Source organism: Rhodothermales bacterium (assembly GCA_034439735.1).
GTDB lineage: Bacteria > Bacteroidota > Rhodothermia > Rhodothermales > JAHQVL01 > JAWKNW01.
On sequence record JAWXAX010000125.1, the window covers coordinates 40,880 to 60,193 of the forward strand.

General features: G+C 62.8%; 14 protein-coding genes. 13 read left to right on the forward strand and 1 reads right to left on the reverse strand.

The window, feature by feature from the left end:
• Positions 1-25: 25 nt before the first annotated feature.
• The 10 genes from SH809_10240 (at position 26) to SH809_10285 (ending at position 14,147) form a co-directional block, all read left to right on the forward strand.
• Positions 26-1,039 carry a deoxyhypusine synthase family protein gene (locus SH809_10240; protein ID MDZ4700073.1) on the forward strand — a complete coding sequence of 338 codons (1,014 nt, stop codon included), beginning with the start codon at positions 26-28 and terminating at the stop codon, positions 1,037-1,039.
• Positions 1,040-1,100: 61 nt separating this feature from the next.
• Positions 1,101-3,080, forward strand: a complete 1,980-nt coding sequence (gene speA / locus SH809_10245; GenBank protein MDZ4700074.1) for a biosynthetic arginine decarboxylase — start codon at positions 1,101-1,103, stop codon at positions 3,078-3,080.
• An 11-nt stretch (positions 3,081-3,091) separates the two neighbouring features.
• Entirely contained in the window at positions 3,092-3,985 is an 894-nt protein-coding gene (locus SH809_10250) for a carbon-nitrogen hydrolase (protein ID MDZ4700075.1), read from the forward strand.
• A gap of 7 nt (positions 3,986-3,992) precedes the next feature.
• Positions 3,993-5,024 carry an agmatine deiminase family protein gene (locus SH809_10255; protein MDZ4700076.1) on the forward strand — a complete coding sequence of 344 codons (1,032 nt, stop codon included), beginning with the start codon at positions 3,993-3,995 and terminating at the stop codon, positions 5,022-5,024.
• A gap of 150 nt (positions 5,025-5,174) precedes the next feature.
• Positions 5,175-6,311 carry a PQQ-dependent sugar dehydrogenase gene (locus tag SH809_10260; protein MDZ4700077.1) on the forward strand — a complete coding sequence of 379 codons (1,137 nt, stop codon included), beginning with the start codon at positions 5,175-5,177 and terminating at the stop codon, positions 6,309-6,311.
• A gap of 2 nt (positions 6,312-6,313) precedes the next feature.
• Positions 6,314-6,550 carry a hypothetical protein gene (locus SH809_10265; protein ID MDZ4700078.1) on the forward strand — a complete coding sequence of 79 codons (237 nt, stop codon included), beginning with the start codon at positions 6,314-6,316 and terminating at the stop codon, positions 6,548-6,550.
• Positions 6,551-6,772: 222 nt separating this feature from the next.
• Entirely contained in the window at positions 6,773-8,668 is a 1,896-nt protein-coding gene (locus SH809_10270; protein MDZ4700079.1) for a family 16 glycoside hydrolase, read from the forward strand.
• A gap of 6 nt (positions 8,669-8,674) precedes the next feature.
• The gene (locus tag SH809_10275; GenBank protein MDZ4700080.1) at positions 8,675-10,705 is read left to right on the forward strand and encodes a plastocyanin/azurin family copper-binding protein; all 2,031 of its coding nucleotides are present in this window, start codon (positions 8,675-8,677) and stop codon (positions 10,703-10,705) included.
• 68 nt (positions 10,706-10,773) lie between these two features.
• Positions 10,774-11,673, forward strand: a complete 900-nt coding sequence (locus SH809_10280; protein ID MDZ4700081.1) for a hypothetical protein — start codon at positions 10,774-10,776, stop codon at positions 11,671-11,673.
• A gap of 53 nt (positions 11,674-11,726) precedes the next feature.
• Positions 11,727-14,147: a ThuA domain-containing protein gene (locus SH809_10285; GenBank protein MDZ4700082.1), complete on the forward strand. Its 2,421-nt coding sequence runs from the start codon at positions 11,727-11,729 to the stop codon at positions 14,145-14,147.
• Between the two features lie 91 nt (positions 14,148-14,238).
• Here the strand turns inward: SH809_10285 and SH809_10290 are convergent, their stop codons facing one another.
• Complete coding sequence (locus SH809_10290) at positions 14,239-15,234, reverse strand: EamA family transporter (protein MDZ4700083.1); 996 nt, start codon at positions 15,232-15,234, stop codon at positions 14,239-14,241.
• 173 nt (positions 15,235-15,407) lie between these two features.
• On the opposite strand from SH809_10290, the gene SH809_10295 reads away from it, so the two are divergent.
• The 3 genes from SH809_10295 to SH809_10305 all read left to right on the forward strand — a co-directional run.
• The gene (locus SH809_10295) at positions 15,408-17,744 is read left to right on the forward strand and encodes a serine hydrolase (protein MDZ4700084.1); all 2,337 of its coding nucleotides are present in this window, start codon (positions 15,408-15,410) and stop codon (positions 17,742-17,744) included.
• A 155-nt stretch (positions 17,745-17,899) separates the two neighbouring features.
• Positions 17,900-18,133, forward strand: coding sequence for a hypothetical protein (locus SH809_10300; GenBank protein ID MDZ4700085.1), 234 nt, complete (start codon positions 17,900-17,902; stop codon positions 18,131-18,133).
• Between the two features lie 198 nt (positions 18,134-18,331).
• Positions 18,332-19,314 (forward strand): carboxypeptidase-like regulatory domain-containing protein (locus SH809_10305; protein ID MDZ4700086.1); only part of this gene is annotated, 983 nt, incomplete at its 3' end.

Here is a 19,314-nt window from a genome sequence, read left to right on the forward strand (position 1 = left end):
CGCCCCGCACGTCCTTGTCTGCCCGATGCACATTTCCATAGCCGATTTTCTGGAGCATCATTATCGCCACTTTAACGCCGCGGCGCTCGTCGATGCGGCGAAGGGGTATGTCGATCATATCGATAAAGGCGGAGCGATGATGGTTACCCTTGCCGGCGCGATGAGCACCGCCGAGATGGGCCTCTCGCTCGCCGAGATGATCCGGAAGGACCTCGTCCACCTCATCACCTGCACGGGCGCCAACCTCGAGGAGGACCTGTTCAACCTGGTCGCGCACGACTTCTACGTCCGTATCCCGAACTACCGCGACCTCACGCCGGCGGACGAGGAGAAGCTCCTCAGCCGGCACCTCAACCGCGTCACGGATACCTGCATCCCGGAAGAAGAGGCCATTCGCCGGCTTGAAAAAGCCGTGCTCAAGGAATGGCAGGACGCCGACCGCAGCGGCCAGCGCTACTTCCCGCACGAGTTCATGTACCGGGTCATCCGGAACGGCTCGCTCAAGCCGTATTACCAGATCGACCCAGCCGACAGCTGGCTCGTGGCGGCGGCCGAGAAAAATCTTCCGATCATCGTGCCCGGTTGGGAGGATTCGACCCTCGGCAACATCTACGCGGCCCACTGCATCCAGGGGGATGTCCGGAACGTGCACACGGTGCGGTCGGGAATCGAATACATGATGATGCTCGCCGGCATCTACGAGCAGGAGACCAGCAAACGCTCGATCGGCTTTTTCCAGATCGGCGGCGGCATTGCCGGCGACTTCCCGATCTGCGTCGTCCCGATGCTGCATCAGGACTTGCTCCGCACCGAGGTCCCGCTCTGGGGGTATTTCTGCCAGATCAGCGACTCCACCACCAGCTACGGTTCCTACTCGGGCGCCGTCCCGAACGAAAAGATCACCTGGGGGAAACTCAGCGCGGACACTCCGAAGTATGTGATCGAATCCGACGCGACGATCGTTGCGCCATTGATTTTTGCGTACGTCTTGGAGCGCTCGAAGGTGGCGGCGGCAGCCGGCGCGGCCGTATCGGCCTGAACGGTTGCGATCCCCACTGAACACCACACGATTCTCATCAGCCTTAGATTCAAAAACGATATTGGGAAACAAAGCATCTGTTGATACCCTCGGCCAGGACGTCGTGGAGGAAGCCACCTGGACGCCGAAAGACGCCGAGGAGATGTATCACCTGAACTTCTGGTCGGACGACTTCTTTCACGTCAACGACAATGGAAGCGTCGGCGTGCGGCCCGTACAGGGCAGCAAGCAGTCGGTAGATCTCAAGAAGGTGGTCAAGGAACTGGAACGCCGGGGCACCCGCTTCCCGGTGGTCGTCCGGTTTCAGGACATCCTGCATGCGCGGGTGGTCCGGATCAACGAGGCGTTTATCGACGCCTGCAAGGAACTGGGCTACAAAAACCGCTACAACTGCATCTATCCCATCAAGGTGAACCAGCTCCACGAGGTGGTGGAGGAGATCCTGGACGCCGGCAAACCCTACGGCCTCGGCCTCGAGTGCGGCTCTAAAGCCGAACTGGTCGCCGCGCTGGCGCACCTGGAGGACGACAAGACGCTGCTCATCTGCAATGGCTATAAGGATGATGTGATGCTACGCATGATCCTCTCCGCGCAAAAGCTCGGCAAGCAGGTCATCCCCGTCATTGAGAAATACACCGAGTTCACGCGCCTCCTCAAGCTCGCCGAGGAAATGGGCCTGCGGCCGCGTATGGGCGTCCGCGTGCGGCTCTCCACGCCCGGCGTAGGCAAATGGGCGGAGTCCGGCGGCGAACGATCCAAGTTCGGCATCACCATCCCCGAGCTCGTCCGCGCCGTGGAAGAACTGAAGGGCCGCGGGCTCGCGGATTCTCTCCAGTTGCTCCATTTCCACCTCGGAAGCCAGCTCACGGACATCCAGACCCTCAAAAAGGCGATCAAGGAATTTACCCAGATCTACGTCCAGCTCTGGCAACGCGAAATCGAGGTGAAGTACCTGGACATCGGCGGCGGCCTGGGTGTCAACTACGGCCTGGGGTACGGCACAACCACCGACAGCATCAACTATACCCTGATCGAATACGCGCGCAGCGCCGTGTATGCCGTTCAGGAAGTGTGCGATTCCACCAATACCCCGCACCCGATCATTCTCTCCGAGAGCGGTCGCGCGCTGTCCGCGCACCATTCCGTCCTGGTTGTGGATATCCTCGGCTGTCATCGTAAGGAGGGCATGGACCCCGACTTCAAGCCGGGCAAAGGCGATCACGCCATCATCCGCGAGATGGACGAGATCTGGCGCATCGCATTGGCCGACAAGAAACAGCGCCTGCCGGTCCTGCTCGAAGCCTACCACGACGCCGTCGAGAAACGGCTCCAGTCCGAGTCCCTCTTCTCGTTTGGCTACCTGCCCATCGAGCAGAAGGCCATCGCCGAAAAGCTGTACTGGAGCATCTGCTACACGATCAACGAAAAGGTGAAGCAGAGCAACGCGGAATGGCTGCCGGATGAACTGACGCATCTGGACGATGTGTTGATCGACCAGTACCAGTGCGACTTTTCCGTTTTCCAGTCGATGCTCGACTACTGGGCCATCGGCCAGTGTTTCCCCGTGATGCCCATCCACCGGCTCGACGAGCGCCCGGACCGGCGCGCGATCCTCGTGGACCTCACGTGCGACTCCGACGGCAAAGTCTGCACCTTCATCTCCCCCTACGAAGACAAGGACTATCTGGAGGTGCACGACCTCAAGAACGAGGAGGCCTACTACCTCGGCTTCTTTATGATGGGCGCCTACCAGGACATCATGGGAGACATGCACAACCTGTTCGGACGCGTCTCCGAGGTGCACGTCTACGCCAGCGAGGAAGAGCCCGAAGGATTTTATATCGAGAAAGTGATCCCGGGCGCAAGCGTCGAAGAGATGCTCGCCCAGGTGCAGTATTTCCCCAACGATCTGCTCCGGCGCATGAACAAGCTCGTGCGGGAGAAGGTGCAGTCCGGCGTCATCCAGCCCAGCGCCGGCTACGCGATGCTCGAGGAGTACGAGCAGATTATGAAGGAGACCACCTATTTCAGAAACACGTGATTGGAGGAGCGATGGCCAACGAACAGGTCACCCTCGGCGTCGTCCAGATGCGATGCTCGGCGGACCCGGATGACAACCTGCGCCGCGCCCTTCAGATGAGCGGCGAGGCGGCGGATCGTGGCGCACAGATCGTCTGCCTGCCCGAGTTGTTTCGCAGCCGGTATTTCTGCCAGAACGAGGACTCGGCGCATTTTGCGCTCGCCGAACCCATCCCGGGCCCGTCGTCCGACGCCTTTGCGGCTCTGGCGAAGGAGAAGGGTGCGGTGATCGTCGCCAGCCTGTTCGAAAAACGGGCGGTGGGCCTGTACCACAACACCGCTGTCGTCGTCGATGACGACCGGGGCATGCTCGGCCGTTACCGAAAGATGCACATCCCGGATGATCCGCGGTACTACGAAAAATACTACTTCACGCCCGGCGACCTCGGGTTTCGGAGCTTCGAAACCTCGCGCGGCCCTATCGGCGTGCTCGTCTGCTGGGATCAATGGTACCCCGAAGCGGCCCGCCTCACGGCATTACACGGCGCCGAGATCCTGTTTTACCCCACGGCCATTGGCTGGCACCCCGAGGAGAAATACTCTCACGGCGAAAAACAGCATGATGCCTGGGAGATCACCCAACGGGCCCACGCGATTGCCAACGGGTGTTTCGTGGTGGCGGTCAACCGGACCGGCTTCGAGCCGGAGCCTGGCGCCGCGGCCGGCCAGGGCATCCAGTTCTGGGGGCAGAGCTTCGTCGCGGCGCCGGACGGCTCCATCCTCGCACGTGCTTCGCAAGACGATGAGGAGATCTTGATCGTGAACATCGACAAGCAAGCCATTTTTGATCAGCGTTCCGGCTGGCCGTTCCTACGCGACCGCCGGATCGACGCGTACGAAGCAATTACCCGGCGGTATATCGACTAGCTTCGCCATGGACATACTACCTTCGACGCTCACGCCCACACCCGACTCGCCCGCCGCGCTCGGTTACCACATGCCGGCCGAGTGGGCGCATCAACAAGGCGTCTGGATCTCGTGGCCTCACAACCCGGACACCTGGCCCGGCTTTTTGCCGCAGGTCGTGACGTTTTATGACGAACTCACCCGCGCCATCAGCGAGGTGGAAGAGGCCCATATCAACGTCACCGGGGACTCCATGCGGCACGACCTCGAACGCCGTTTCAAGGACGCCATTGCCCGTGGACGGGTCGTTTTACACGATTTTCCGACCGACGATGCCTGGTGCCGCGACCACGGCGCGACGATCGTCGCCGGCCCCCGCGGCCGCGCGGCCATTGACTGGCGCTATACGGCCTGGGGCGGCAAATACCCGCCGTACGACCAGGATGACCGTATCGCCGATCAGATGGCCACCTACCTCGGCCTCCCCATTTTTCGGCAGGAGGTGACCCTCGAAGGGGGCGCGCTCGAAATCAACAGCGAGGGGCTACTGCTCACCACCGCCTCCTGCGTGCTGAATCCGAACCGCAACCCCGGCCTCACGATTCCCGCCGCCAATCAGCTGCTGGTGGATACCCTCGGCGCGCGGGACATCCTGTGGCTTGAAGGCGAGATCGCCGGCGACGACACGGATGGCCACATCGACAACCTGGCTCGCTTCGTGAACGACGACACAGTGTTTATCGAACCCCGCCTCGGTGAAGCCTCGCGCGCCATCCTGCGCGACTACCGCACCCCGATGGGCGGGGCACTCACGATCGTGGAACTCCCACTGCCCGAGCCGATCGAACGGGACGGGCAGTCCCTGCCGGCCAGCTACGCCAACTTCCTGATCATCAACGAATTGGTGCTGGTGCCCGGCTACGGCGAGCCCGAGGACGGAGTCGCCTGTGCCATGCTTCAGGAGCATTTCCCGACGCGCGACGTCGTAGCCATCGACGCCCGCGCCGCCATCGTCGGTCTCGGCGCCATCCACTGCCTCACGCAACAAGTGCCTGAATAGGGTACACGTTTGGAAGTGGCGGGGCATAGCGGTACCATTCCTCTCGTCATCCTCGCGAATGCGGGGACCCATACGACCAACAGGTCTTGCATGGATCCCCAATCGAGTTGGGGATGACGAGACCCTACGAACCTCACACCAGTCATCCCAATGTCTCAATTTGCCCGCTTTATCTGGCTCTTTATCGTCGTTTCCATCGCCGGCCTGACTTCGAGCGCCCAGCCAGCACCCGCCGGCGCCGCCGGCTACACGATCCAGCCCTTCGCCTCCGGCCTCGATAGCCCGTGGGGCATGGCGTTCCTGCCGGATGGCCGGCTGCTCGTGACCGAGCGTATCGGCACCTTACGCATCGTCGCCACCGACGGCACCGTCTCAGCGCCCGTCGAAGGCGTGCCGGAAGTCTGCGCCTGCGGCCAGGGCGGGTTGCTGGACGTTCAACTGCATCCGCACTATCAGCAGAATGGCTGGATCTACATCAGCTACTCCGACAAAAAGATGAACGCGGCCGGCGAGGCCACGGGCTTCACGGCCCTCATGCGCGCCCGCCTCTCCGGGAACGCGCTGATTGACCAGCAGATGGTCTACACGGCGCCTGAAGACGTGTACAGCACGCGCGAGCACCATTTCGGCTCGCGGATCACGTTCGACGACGCTGGCTACCTCTTTTTCTCGATCGGCGACCGTGGCGTCATGGAAGATGCCCAGCGGCTGGATGTCCCGAATGGCAAGATCCACCGCCTGCACGACGACGGGCGCGTGCCGGCCGACAATCCCTTTGTCGGCCAGGCCGGCGCCGTGGCGACGATCTGGTCGTACGGCCACCGTAACCCGCAGGGCTTGCAATGGAACGACGGCGCCCTCTGGAATACCGAACACGGTCCGCAGGGCGGCGACGAGCTGAACCTGGTGCGCAAAGGCCTCAACTTCGGCTGGCCGGCGATCACGTACGGCATCAACTACAACAACGAGATCATCAGCGAATTTACCGAAAAAGAGGGCATGGAGCAGCCGGCGACCCACTGGACGCCGTCGATCGCCACCTGCGGCATCGACTTCTACGACGGGGCCGCGTTTCCAGGTTGGAGCGGCGACCTGTTCGTGACGTCGCTCAAGTTCGGCGAACTCCACCGCGTTGAGATCGACGGCACAACCGTCGTCAATCGGGAAGTGGTGCTCAAAACCGACGGCCGGCTGCGCGACGTTGAAACGGGTCCCGATGGCTACCTTTACATTGCTATCGAGGGCATGCCGACGAGCATCGTCCGTCTCGTGCCGGCCGGGAGTTGATCATGGGCGGATGGCTGGATCGGATTCCCCTTACGCTGCTGATCGTGGGCGCCACGCTGATGGCGCTGGCGCCGTTTTATCCCGAGCCGCACCTGTGGCAGAAAGCCAGGATGCTATTCGCGGGTGAACTGACGCGTCCGGAGGATATCTTCGATGTCCTCTTTCACAGCGCGCTCCTGATACTGGTGGGGATCAAGGTGAAACGCGACTACTTCTCTTCCGAAGACGGGGTGGAGTGAGCGGTTGAATCCGATGTCTCTTCATCGGCACCGAAGCGTCGGGGCCTACGTTTAAGCCAACGTAGGCCCCGACCTCCACGCTCTCGGGTAGGCCTTCGGCGCGCGAGGTGCCGTGGTTGGTATCAGCCATTTCAACTGTGGGGAAGACGGCGTATCTTCCCATGCTACAAAACCCCTTTTTGCGACGGGCACCCGTTAGGATTTGGCATCGCGCTTTATTTTATGTTGATACCCACCGTAATCGCGCACGCGCGCCGCGCCGCGCTGATTGTACTTCTTGTTGTGCCACTGGCCCTGATGCTTGCCGGCTCAACGGCCGCAGCCCAGCAAGCCGCCACGCCGGCCACCCCCTTGTCGCTCGACGACCTGCGGAGCTTCAAGCCCACCGCCGGCAACTGGCAGATTGTCGGCGGGTTTACGGCGGATCGTAACGCCGATCAGGCCTTTACGACGACGCCTGGAACGGGTATCCTCGCCAATATCCAGACGGAGAGCGCCCGAGACAACCTGTTTACCACGTGGGAACACGCCGATATCGAACTGGATTTCGAGGTCATGATGCCCCGGGGCTCTAATTCGGGTGTTTATTTCCAGGGCCGCTACGAGATTCAGCTCTTCGATAGCTGGGGCGTCCCGGCGCCGAGTCCGGCTGATATCGGTGGCATCTATGAACGGTGGGACGAAGCGCGTCCCGAGGGCCAGAAAGGCTACGAAGGCCATGCCCCCCCCGTCAACGTCGCCCGCGCGCCGGGGCTCTGGCAGCACCTGAACATCGTATTCCGGGCGCCGCGTTTTGATGCGGCCGGCCTGAAGACCCGTGACGCCGCCTTCGTGCGCGTCGCTCTGAACGGCGTCGTGCTCCACGAAAACGTCGAATTGGGCGGCCCCACCCGCGCCTCCGCCTGGGACGATGAGGCCCCGCGCGGTCCGCTCATGATCCAGGGAGACCATGGTCCTGTGGCGTTCCGCAACATCGGCTACCGCCTGTACGGACCCGAGCAGGTGACCCTCTCGAACCTGCGGTATGGCTACTACCAGGGGGCGTTCGACTGGCAGATGCCCGATTTGGGCGATCTCACCCTGACGCATGAAGGGCCCACGCCGGCGATCGATGCCGGTCTCGCCGATACCGAAAAGCGCTTCGCCCTCCAGTTCACCGGCTCCCTGGACATCCCGACGACGGGCGATTACGTCCTGGAGGTGGCGCACAGCGCCCGCGTCCGGCTGGATGTCGATGGGAAAACCGTCCTCACTGACCGCGACGACAATGTGGCTGCGCCGGGTGATTTCGCGCTTCGCACCACCCGCCTCCGGCTATCGAAAGGGGCCCACCCGTTTGCACTCACCTACGCCAGAGGCAACTGGCACGGCGACCCGACGGCCCTCGGCTTCTATATCGCAGGCCCGGGATTATTGCGAACGGAGCTCTCGGCGCCCGGCTCCTTACCGCTCGATGCCTTCGCGGCCTATGAGATCGCTCCGGCCGGCGAGGCCTCGATCCAGCGCAACTTCGTCATGCACCGAGGCGCCCCACGCACCCACGCGATGTCGGTCGGTGAACCCTCGGGCATCCACTATGCCTTCGATACCGGAACGGGCGCCTTGTTGAGCCTGTGGAAAGGCCGATTCGTCAATGCCGCGACGATGTGGTATCAGCGCGGTGATCTGCAGAGCGCCATCCCACTCGGCAGCGTCCTCGAACTCAGCGGCTGGCCGACGGTGGCCGTCCTTTCCGACGACGCGGCGCCGTGGCCCGAAACGCCGGAGGGGTTTCGGTTCAAAGGGTACAGTCTGAATGAATTTGAGCGGCCTATCTTTGCCTACCAGGTGGGGGATACGGAGGTGCTGGATCAGCTGACGCCCGAAGGCGCCTACTTTTCGCGGCGCATCGCGTTGTCCGGATCGGCCCCGGCCGGCAAGGTGTGGCTGTTCATCGCCGAGGGTGACCGGATCGAGCTGATGCCCGACGGCGCCTACGCCGTGGACGACCACACCTATTTCATCGAAAACCTCCAGGGAGGGCTTGCCTTCGTGCGTAACGTCGGCGGGAAAAGCGAGCTGCTCATCAGCGTCGATGTCGCCGGCGGCGCTCTGGTCTCCTATGATATTGTCTGGTAGATCCGCATGATAAAGCCTGTTACGCTACACGGCATCGCCGCACGACAGCCCAAGCCGCTCGCTCGAGTGGTTGGGATTACCGTCGCCGCCGCCCTGCTGGCTTCCTGCGCGGAGCCTCGCCCGATGGGGGACCCTCTGGACCACACCCCGGAGGAAGTGGGGTATTATTACCAGGTGGTCGATATCCCCATCCCCGAGGACATCATCCTTGAAGTGGGGGGCCTGGCGGTTCTGCCAGACGGACGGCCCGCCGTGGCGACACGTCACGGGGAGGTCTGGCTGGTTGACAACGCCTACGGTGAACGCCCCGAAGCGCCGGCCTTCACGCTCTTCGCGCGCGGCCTGCACGAACCCCTCGGGCTGCTGCGCCATGAAGGGTCGCTGTATACCGCCCAGCGCGGCGAATTGACGAAGATGACCGATACGGACGGCGACGGACGCGCGGAAAACTTCGAGACGGTCTACGCCTGGCCGCTGACCGGCAATTACCACGAGTATTCGTATGGTCCGTTATTGATGAACAACGGTAATTTCTTCGTCTCACTCAACCTCGGCTGGTTCGATCGAGGGGAGAGCCGGGCGAAGTGGCGGGGCTGGGCGCTCGAGATCACCCCGAAAGGGGAGATGACGCCGATGGCCGTCGGCTTCCGCTCGCCGGCCGGCATCGGGATCCTGGAAAACGGCGACATCTTTTATGGCGAAAACCAGGGAGATTGGATCGGCTCCGGGTGGATGACCCACATCGAAACGGGCGATTTCCTGGGGCATCCCGGTGGATTGAACTGGACGAGTGAGCCGGAGTGGACCCATTTCCAGCTGGCGTACGACGATATCCCCAACACCGGCGCTCCGATGGCGGAGGCCGCGAAAACGATCGAGCCACTCAAACTGCCGGCCGTCTGGTTTCCGCACACCATCATGGGGATATCGACCTCCGCCATCATCCAGGACATCACCGACGGCGGCTTCGGGCCGTACGCCGGCCAGGTATTCGTCGGGGACCAGGGCCACAGCAAGCTGATGCGGGTTTTTCTGGAACAGGTCAATGGCGAATACCAGGGCGCCAACTTCCCGTTTTACGAAGGCTTCGCCTCGGGTATTTTGCGGACGGCGTGGGGGCTGGATCACTCCCTGTTTGTGGGCCAGACAAGCCGCGGATGGGATGCGACCGGCAAGGCGCCGTACGCGCTCCAGCGGCTCGTATGGACCGGCAATGTGCCTTTCGAGATGAAGGAAGTACGCGCCATGCCCGATGGCTTCGAGATCGTCTTCACCCAGCCGGCCGACCCCGCCGCCGCGGGGGATCCCGCGATGTACACTGTACAGGGCTTTACGTACAAGTACCACAACACGTACGGCAGCCCGGCAGTCGATATTCAGACGCTGCCGGTTCGCCATGTCGAGGTCTCCGATAACGGCCTGAGGGCACGCCTCGTGGTGGATGGCTTGCGTGAAGGCTACATCCACGAGATCCGCCTCGGTGCGCTGCCGTCCCAGTCGGGCGCGCCGCTGCTGCACGACTTCGCCTATTACACCCTCAACGCGATCCCGGATGGAGAGCGACTTACCGTGGCCGGCGCGCATGCCGCGGCGTCCGAGCCGGCGTCAGACGTCAGCGCTGGCCTGAAGCATAGGACACAGCCGCCGGCCAGCTGGAATTCTGGCCCCGAATTGACCCTCACCCTGGGCACGCTCCCGGGCCTGCGGTTCGACGAGGCGCAGTTCGAGGTGAAGGCCGGCGCCCGCGTGGCGCTCACGTTTAATAACAACGACGATATGCTCCACAATCTCGTCATCACCGCCCCCGACGAGGCGGACCACGTGGCCACGGAGGCGCTCAACCTCGGGCTGCGCGGGCAGGAGATGGGCTATGTGCCCGATGCCGGCGCCGTCCTGTTCTTTACAAGCCTTTTACAACCCGCCACCACCGAAACCATTTACTTCGAGGCGCCGTCGATCCCGGGCGACTACCCCTTTGTCTGCACCTTTCCCGGTCATGCCGCAACCATGCGGGGTATACTCCGCGTACGAGCCTGACAGGAGCCCGTCATCCACACGCTCCGCAGGACGACTCGCACTCCATTCCTCCACCGACTCCTTTCCCCATGATGAAAAAGCACCTTCGCCGGCTACTGGCTCTCCTGACGCGCACGCCGAATCTTCGCCCCGCCGCCGTCCCGGCGCCCGTTGTCCGGAATCGCTTCTGGACGGGAATCGCCCTGACACTCCTTGCGACGAGCCTCCTGAGCGCACCCGCCCTCGCCCAGCCTTCCAAAACTGAGATGGCGACGCACCTGAAAGCGATCGATCAGCTCACCACCGACGCCCTCGCCGCCAGCAAAAAGGCCGAGACGGCCGCCTCCGTGGCCGAAGTGAAACGCGAGGCAGACATTGTATTCGCTTCGATCTGGGGCATCACCTCCGGCCTCGCCGACGGCGCACTGGGTGCTGAAAAGGTGCACGACTGGAAAAGCCGCTGGCAGTCCGATACGGATGACTTCGAACTCGAGACCCCCGAAAAATTCGGGGTGCTGCCGGCCGCCGTCACCGATCCGGCCCTGATGGGCATCGTCGGACGTGGACGCTACGTGCGAGACCTGATCAAGGTGGAAGCTGAAGCCGGCAAAGCCCACTTCCAGCACACGTTCGCCGCCCTCAATAATGTGATCGGGTGGCAACGGATGGATTATGCGCCGGCCCGCGGCGGCATGCCGCGTGTCGACCTCACCGCCCAGTGGGACGCGCCCTCCGAGTTCTGGCTCTCCTCAGCCGATACGGGCTGGATCTTCGACGCCTACTCCCAGGCGGTGAACATCCTCAAAACGTCGTATGGCGACGATATCGGCGCCGCCCGGAAGCACGCCGCCGGCATGACGCAGTTGCTCGAAAAAGTGCGCGCCGGCGTCGACGCCAATGGCAACAACACGGTCGAGCCCGCCATGATGGAAGGCGGCCTCGACACCGCGCTCCAGCATGCGCGTCTGGCCGGCATCAACCTGCCCTGATCGCGCTACGTGAACTTCGCCTTCCTCTTTCCAGGCCCAGCTTTCCTATTGCCATGAACTCATTCCAGCGAATTTTTTTCATCCTCCTGATGCCGGCTATCCTCTTTGGCTGCTCCGGCGCCCGATCTACCGCCGTGGAGACGATGAACGCCGCCGATCCTAACGCCATACGGGTGCTTATGATCACGGCGACCAACGGCTTCCGGCACGAGTCGATTGAAGCCTCGAAAACCGTCATGCAAGCGGCAAGCGATTCCACCGAGTTCGTCATCGACATGACGGAGAACGTGGAGGACCTCAACGACGCCAATCTCGCGAAATACGACGTCCTCTTTTTCGCCAACTCCACCCTCCGCGTGGCCAATGACCTGACGGACTCGGAGCGTGTGACGGCGCGGGACCCGATGGTGGGCGACTGGGGCAACTACGACCTTTCCTACGAAACGACGCAAGGCAAAGCCACCGGCAAACTCGCCATCTCCGGCGCACCCGGCTCGCTTACCGGATACATCAAAGTGGGTGATGCCCCGGCGCCGCTGACGGTTGTGACGTTGGCCGGCCGTGCGCTCACGTTTTCGTGGATCGAAAACGACCTCGGCTCGGGCGCCGCGACCATCACGGCCACTACCCAGATCGATGGCGATGCGATGAACGGCTCCGTCACCGTCGACGGCACCGACATCGTGCTCACGGGCACCCGCACGGGCCCTCCCCGCGATAGCTACGAAGGGACGCCGGTGAACCACGCGCAGCGGGCCGCCATCATGCGGTTCGTGCGTTCGGGCAAAGGCGTCGCCGTGGCACACGCCGGCCTCGATGCGTTTTATGGATGGAGCGAATACGAAGCAATGGTCGGCGGCGGCCTCTTTAAGTCAAACCCGTGGACGCAAGAAGTCCGTGTAACCATCGAAGAGCCTACCAACCCGGCCGTGGCCCACTTCGGAGAATCGTTCACCATCAATGACGAAATCTACGTCCTCAACAACAATCCCCGCTGGAACTCCCGCGTGTTGGCCTCACTGGACATGGCAAGTGTCGGGGTGACGGAAGAACCATCGGATCAGGAGCGCAACGACTACCCGATTTCCTGGATTCGGAAGTACGACGGCGGACGCGTGTTCGTCACCAAGCTGGGCCACTTTGCGGAGGTCTGGCAGAACCCGGCGTTTGTTACCCACGTCCTCCAGGGGATGCGCATGGCCGCCGGCCGCGTCGAAGCCGACTTCGGCGGACGGCGCGTAAAGGAAGTGATCGCCGCGGACGTCTGGCCGGATGACATCGCGGTCGATGATCGCGGTAACGTCTGGATTGCTGAATTACGCGGCAAGATCCACCGCTATGACGCCACGACGAAGCAGACGCGCCTCCTCGCCGAAATCAAGACGACCGACCCGACGGGCATCGAACACGGGATCTATGGCATCGAGGTCGACCCAAACTTTTACGCCGGCGAGCCTTACGTCTACATCTTCTACGCGGAGCCCGAGACGTTTGTCAACACGCTGCTGCGGTACGAGTACCGGAACGACGCGATCGATTTTTCCACCGAGAAGATCATCCTCCGCGTCCCCACCGAGCCGCAGTGCTGCCACCAGGCTGGCGACCTCGAGTGGGGCGCCGACGGCACCCTCTTCATCTCCACCGGCGATACCGGGTACTCCGGCACCCGGCCCGAATGGGAGATCAGCGAGGAGCGCGTAAAAGCGTTCGCCGAGAAGTACGACCTGAACGATACGCACTGGTCGCGCATCGTGGACTCCGAGCATACCTCGCAGAACCTGACTGATCTCCGTGGCAAGGTGCTCCGCATCAACAAAGACGGTTCGATCCCGAAGGACAACCCGCTCTACGGCCAGCCCGGCGTCCGCTGGGAGATCTTCGCCTACGGCCTGCGCAACCCGTACCGCATCAAGTGGGATCAGGAGACGGAATCCCTGTTTATCGGCGTGGTCGGCCCGGATGCGGTGTACGACTACGACGAGTACAACGTCGCACAGGGCGGAGAGAACTTCGGGTGGCCGCGCTCGATCGGCCGGCTGTTTTACAATGAGTGGACTCCGGACATGATTCCGAACTTCAAGCCGCCGATCTGGGAGTACCGCTATGACCAGGGCGGCGCCCGCTCGGCTACGTTTGGACCGGTGTATCGCTTCAAAGGCGCCGGCGCATTCCCGGAGGCGTTTCAGAACAAGGGCTTCGTCTACGACTGGTCCCGCCGTTGGATCAAGTGGGGCGACATCGAGGAGGGCACCTATACCTCCGACGACGAGCGGATGGTAAAGAACACGCCGCTCCAGTACTCCACCCGCACCACGCGCCTGACGAACATCAAAACGTTCGATCAGCTCACCATGAGCACGCCGATATCGATGGAAGTCGGTCCCGACGGATGCATCTACGTGGCGGAATACGACGGATTCTGGGATCCAGGCCCTAACGCACAGGTCACCCGCTACTGCTGGGTGAACGACTGAGGATCGAACGATCCCCCCGGACCCGAGTCGGGGTCTGGGGGGATGGGTTTCCGAATCGATCGGAATGTGGGGGGCGTGGTGTGGCGTCGGGTTACGCTTCGCTAACCCGACCTACGGGCTGATCCGACGGGGCCGCGGCGGGATTGGGTGGCGGGGGGAAACTCGCCGGCTTCTTTGCCCGGTTTCTTCCGAAGATATTGATGATCGCCACGGCGCTAACCAGCAGCACCAGCGCCACGCCCATGCGCCAGGTCACTGTCTCGCCTCCCAGCGCCCAGCCCAGCAGAATAGCCACGCCCGGATTGACGTAGGCGTATGTCGTTGCCACGGTCGGTGTGGTATGGGTGAGGAGCCAGACGTACGCGCTGAACCCGATGAACGAGCCAAAAACCAGCAAATAGGCCCAACTCAGCACGGAGCGCATGGTGAAGGAGGCCAGGTGGATCTCCGCCGCCTCGCCGGCGACCAGGCCGGCCAGCGTCAGCATCAGGCCGCCGCCGAGCATCTGCATGGCGGTGGAGAGGAACGGATCGGCGGGGAGACCGGCGTTGCGGCCATGCAGCGACCCCACCGCCCAGCAAATCCCGCCCAATAATGTGGCCGCCGCCGCGGCGACATTGAGTCCATCGCCGGCCAGAATCGACCCGGTATCGAACAACAACGCCACGCCCACCGCACCCACGATGAACCCGATGATCGTCAGCCGGTTAGGTGGTGCGCCTTTTTTCCAGAGCCAGTCCAACAGCGCCATCCACATCGGCACAGTCGTGATGAGCAGGGCGGCAAGGCCCGACGGGATAAACTTCGTCGCCCAGGCGAGGGTGCCGGTGCCAAAACCGAGCATCAGGGTGCCGACGAGGGTCGCCCGCCGCCACTGGACGAAGGTTGGACGCTCGCCGCCGCGCATCCTGAGCCACAGGTACATGACGCCGCCGGCGATGCCGAACCGGCTCCCCAGCAGCAGCAGCGGGGGCAACGTTTCGACCGCGTACCGTATGGCCAGATACGTCGATCCCCAGATGATGTACACACTGGCAAGCGCCGTGACGAGCGCCCAGCGTGCCGGTGGTGTCGAGGTAGCCTGCATGCGGAGCGTTCCGATCGATGGGGATAACACGGAAAACCGAGGGGGGACCACAGGGGGGACCACAGGGGGATGTAAACCCGCTTCGTCGCAATCGGGGCCGCGTATCCAGTGATCTTTTTGAGAAGCTTGCGGACGGCCTGTCGTATCTTGCCGGGCTGACAAACCGAACCCGCATGCACTCTCCGCGCTACCTCCTTCTCCTGATCTTGCCAGTCCTCGCCGCGTGCCGGCCTGTTGCTCCTCCCGAACCGGACCTCTCGTCCGTAATCGACGCCCTCGACGCCTATATCCAGTACGAGATGGCCGATAAAGGGCTACCGTCGGTGTCGATAACCCTCGTCGATGGGCCCGACATCGTCTGGTCAAATGGATATGGGACCGCGCAGCCTGCTTCCGGGGCGCTTGCGACGGGGCAGACCGTCTACCGCGTAGCCTCGCTTTCGAAGCTCTTTACGGCAATGGCCGTGATGCAACTGGTCGAACAGGGCCGGCTCGATCTTGACGCCCCCATCGAGACCTATCTGCCGGACTTTAAGCCGGCCAACCCGTTCGGGACCCCGGTGACTCTACGCCAGGTCCACAGCCACCGCTCGGGCCTCGTGCGCGAGCCGCCGGTGGGGCATTATTTCGACCCCGACGAGCCCTCGATCGAGGCCACCGTCGCCAGCCTCAACCAGACGGCGCTCATTTACGCGCCGACGACCCGGACCAAATATTCAAACGCGGCCGTCACCGTGGCCGGCCGCGTCGTGGAAGCTGTAGTGGGCGAGCCGTTCGCCGACTACGTGGACCGCGCGCTACTGCATCCGATGGGGATGACGACCAGCAGTTTCGCCCCCCGGCCCACCCTCCGCGCCGGGCTGGCGGAAGGGACCATGTGGACCTACGACGGCCGCACGTTCCCCGCGCCGGTGTTCGAGTTGGGCATGGCGCCGGCGGCCAACCTGTACACCACCATGGACGACCTCGGTCGTTTCATGACGGTCCTCTTCGCCGGCGGCATCGGTCCCGATGGAGCCACCGTGATCTCCCCCGCATCGCTGGATACCATGTGGACCGTACAATTTGCCGGCGGCGGGGATCCGCGAGCGCCTGGTTTCGGCCTGGGCTTCTTCGTCGATGCCTTCGAGGGCGCGCGACGCGTCCAGCACAGCGGGGTGATGTACGGTTATGCCACCCGCCTAGCCGCACTGCCGGACGAGCGGCTTGGCGTGGCCGTCGTGGGAACGATGGACGCCGCGAACGATGCCGTGGACCGGATCGGCGCGTACGCCCTTCGGCTGCTGCGGGCGCACAAAGCCAGTCTACCCCTGCCCGGTTTCGAACGGTTCACGCCCGTCGACTCGCTCCTCGCGCGCCGGCTCGACGGCAGGTACGAATCGAACGGAGCGGTCCGCGAACTCATCGAACGCAACGGCGAACTCTACCTCTTCAACGGCCTCGAACGCCACCGCCTCCGGATGCGGGGCGACTCCTTGATCACCGACGACCGGCTCGCCCACGGCTACACCTTGCTTCCGGAAGGCGACGCCCTGATCGATGCCGCCGGCCAGCGGTTCGTGCAGGTCGCGCCGACCCGGCCGGCCGCCCCGTATCCGCATCACGCCGGCCTCATCGGCGAATACGGGTGGGACCACAACACCCTCTACGTCTTCGAACGCGACGGGCAGTTGTGGACCCTCATAGAGTGGTTCTTTTATTATCCTCTCACCGAAGTGAGCCCCGACGTCTACCGCATGCCGGCGTACGGGCTGTATCCCGACGAGACGCTCACCTTCACCCGCGACGCGCAGGGGCGTGGGTTGAACGCTTCACTTGTCGGGGTGGACTTTGAACGGAGACGGATCGAACCCGATGGCGGGGCCACCTTCAAGATCAATCCCGTGCGCCCTGTCGAAACCCTGCGCTCCGAGGCGATGGCGGCCACCCCGCCGGCGCAGCCGGATTCCCTTCGCGCGCCAGACCTCGTCGAGCTGAGCACCCTCGATCCGACCTTTAAACTCGACATCCGCTACGCCACCACGAACAACTTCATGGGAGCCGTTTTTTACCAGCAGCCACGGGCGTTCCTGCAGCGGCCAGCGGCGGAGGCGCTGGTCCGCGCCGGCGCGGAGCTAAAAAAACAGGGCCTCGGGATCGTCGTCTATGACGGCTACCGCCCCTGGGCCGTAACGAAGATGTTCTGGGAGGCAACGCCCGAACACCAACACGATTTTGTCGCCGACCCCGCAAAGGGGTCTCGCCACAACCGCGGCTGCGCGATAGACATCGGCCTGTACGACCTGGCCACCGGCAACCTCGTCCCGATGCCCAGCGGCTACGATGAGTTCTCGCCGCGCGCCTTCCCGGATTACCCGGGCGGCAGCGCCCTGGAACGCTGGCACCGCGAACTGCTGCGCGATATCATGGAAGAGGCCGGCTTCACGGTGTACGAGTGGGAGTGGTGGCACTTCGACTTTAACGAGTGGGGCCAGTACCCCGTACTTAATGTGCCGTTTGAGGCGTTATAAGCCGTTTTCGCGTTGAATGTGGAACGTTTGTTCATAGCGTGTGCATCGTCCCAACTTCTTTGCCCAGACCGTTACGTCCTGGCTCTTGTCCGCCCTTGCTTCGGGCGATTATCATACGGGCAGCCGTCCCCTTCACCACGAACCGGAGGTCGCCAATGAACTGGATCAAGTACAGCGCCATTCAGCCTACCCGTGAAGGGTGGTACCTCATCCACTACAGCCGCGAAGCCGACCGTCCCGGGACGTACTGGCAATTCTGGGGCTACAAAGCGTTGTACTGGAACCCCTTGATGGGCAAATGGACCGAGGACGCCCGCCCGCCGGAGCAGGGCGGCCGCGTGATCGACGTCGCGATCGAACTGTGGACGGAGATTTTTTGCATGAATTGAAGGGCTGAAGGGTTTAAGGTTCAAGATATTTTCCTTAAACCTTAAACTTGTTAACCTTAAACCCCTTCTCTTAACACTATTTAACATCGTTTTCCGGAAGCCATGGAATGCGATGCGGCGTTGCACCGTCAGTAGCTCAGCGTTCGCCGGCCGGCGGACAGCCTGTGCTACATCATCCTCCTGGAGCGTGCGCCTCGCATGAACTACCGCTTCTTTTTTCTCGCCGTCTTTCTCGCTACAGCCTTTTTCCTTCCCGTCCTCGCCTTCGGGCAGGGCGCCAATCCGGAAGTCGCCGGCTTCACTCGCGACGCCAAAACGAATGAACGGCTGCCCGCTGTCAACGTCGTGCTCACCAGCATGGCGGATTCGTTAAAGACCTACGGCACATCAACCAACGCCCGGGGCTTCTTTTCGTTGACGGTGCCCGCCACCGGTCTTTACCGCCTCCAGTTGTCTTTCGTGGGCTACAAGAGCGCCGCGATGCAGATCGATGTACCGGCCGAGGGGTATAACCTCGGCTTTGTCCTGCTCGACGAAGACACGGTAGCGCTCGACGAAGTGGTGGTGGAAGAAGTGCAGGAGCGCGTCACCATCAAGGGGGATACGACGGAGTACAATGCCGGCGCCTTCAAAACAAACCCGGATGCCAGCGCGGAAGATCTGGTCGGCAAGATGCCCGGCGTGGTCGTGCAGGACGGCCAGGTGCAGGTGCAGGGCGAAAACGTGCGCCGTGTGCTGGTCGATGGGCGCGAGTACTTCGGCGACGACCCCACGGCCGCGCTTCGTAACCTGCCGGCCGATGTGATCGCGCGCGTCCAGGTCTTCGATAGGCTCAGCGATCAGGCCCAGTTCTCGGGCTTCGACGATGGGAATTCAGAACGGACCATCAATATTATCACGACCACCGGCACCGAAAACGGGCAGTTTGGGAAGATTTATGGGGGTTACGGCTCCGAAACCCGCTACATCGCCGGCGGAAGCATGAATATCTTTGACGGCAACCGACGGATTTCGCTCATCGGCCTGAGCAACAACGTCAACCAGCAGAACTTCGCCAACGAGGACCTTCTTGGCGTGTTGGGCAACACCAACCGCGGTGGGTTTGGAGGTGGGGGTGGATTTGGAGGTCCGGGCGGTGGCGGGCCTCCACCGCCGACTGCTGCGGAGGTAATCGCTGATAC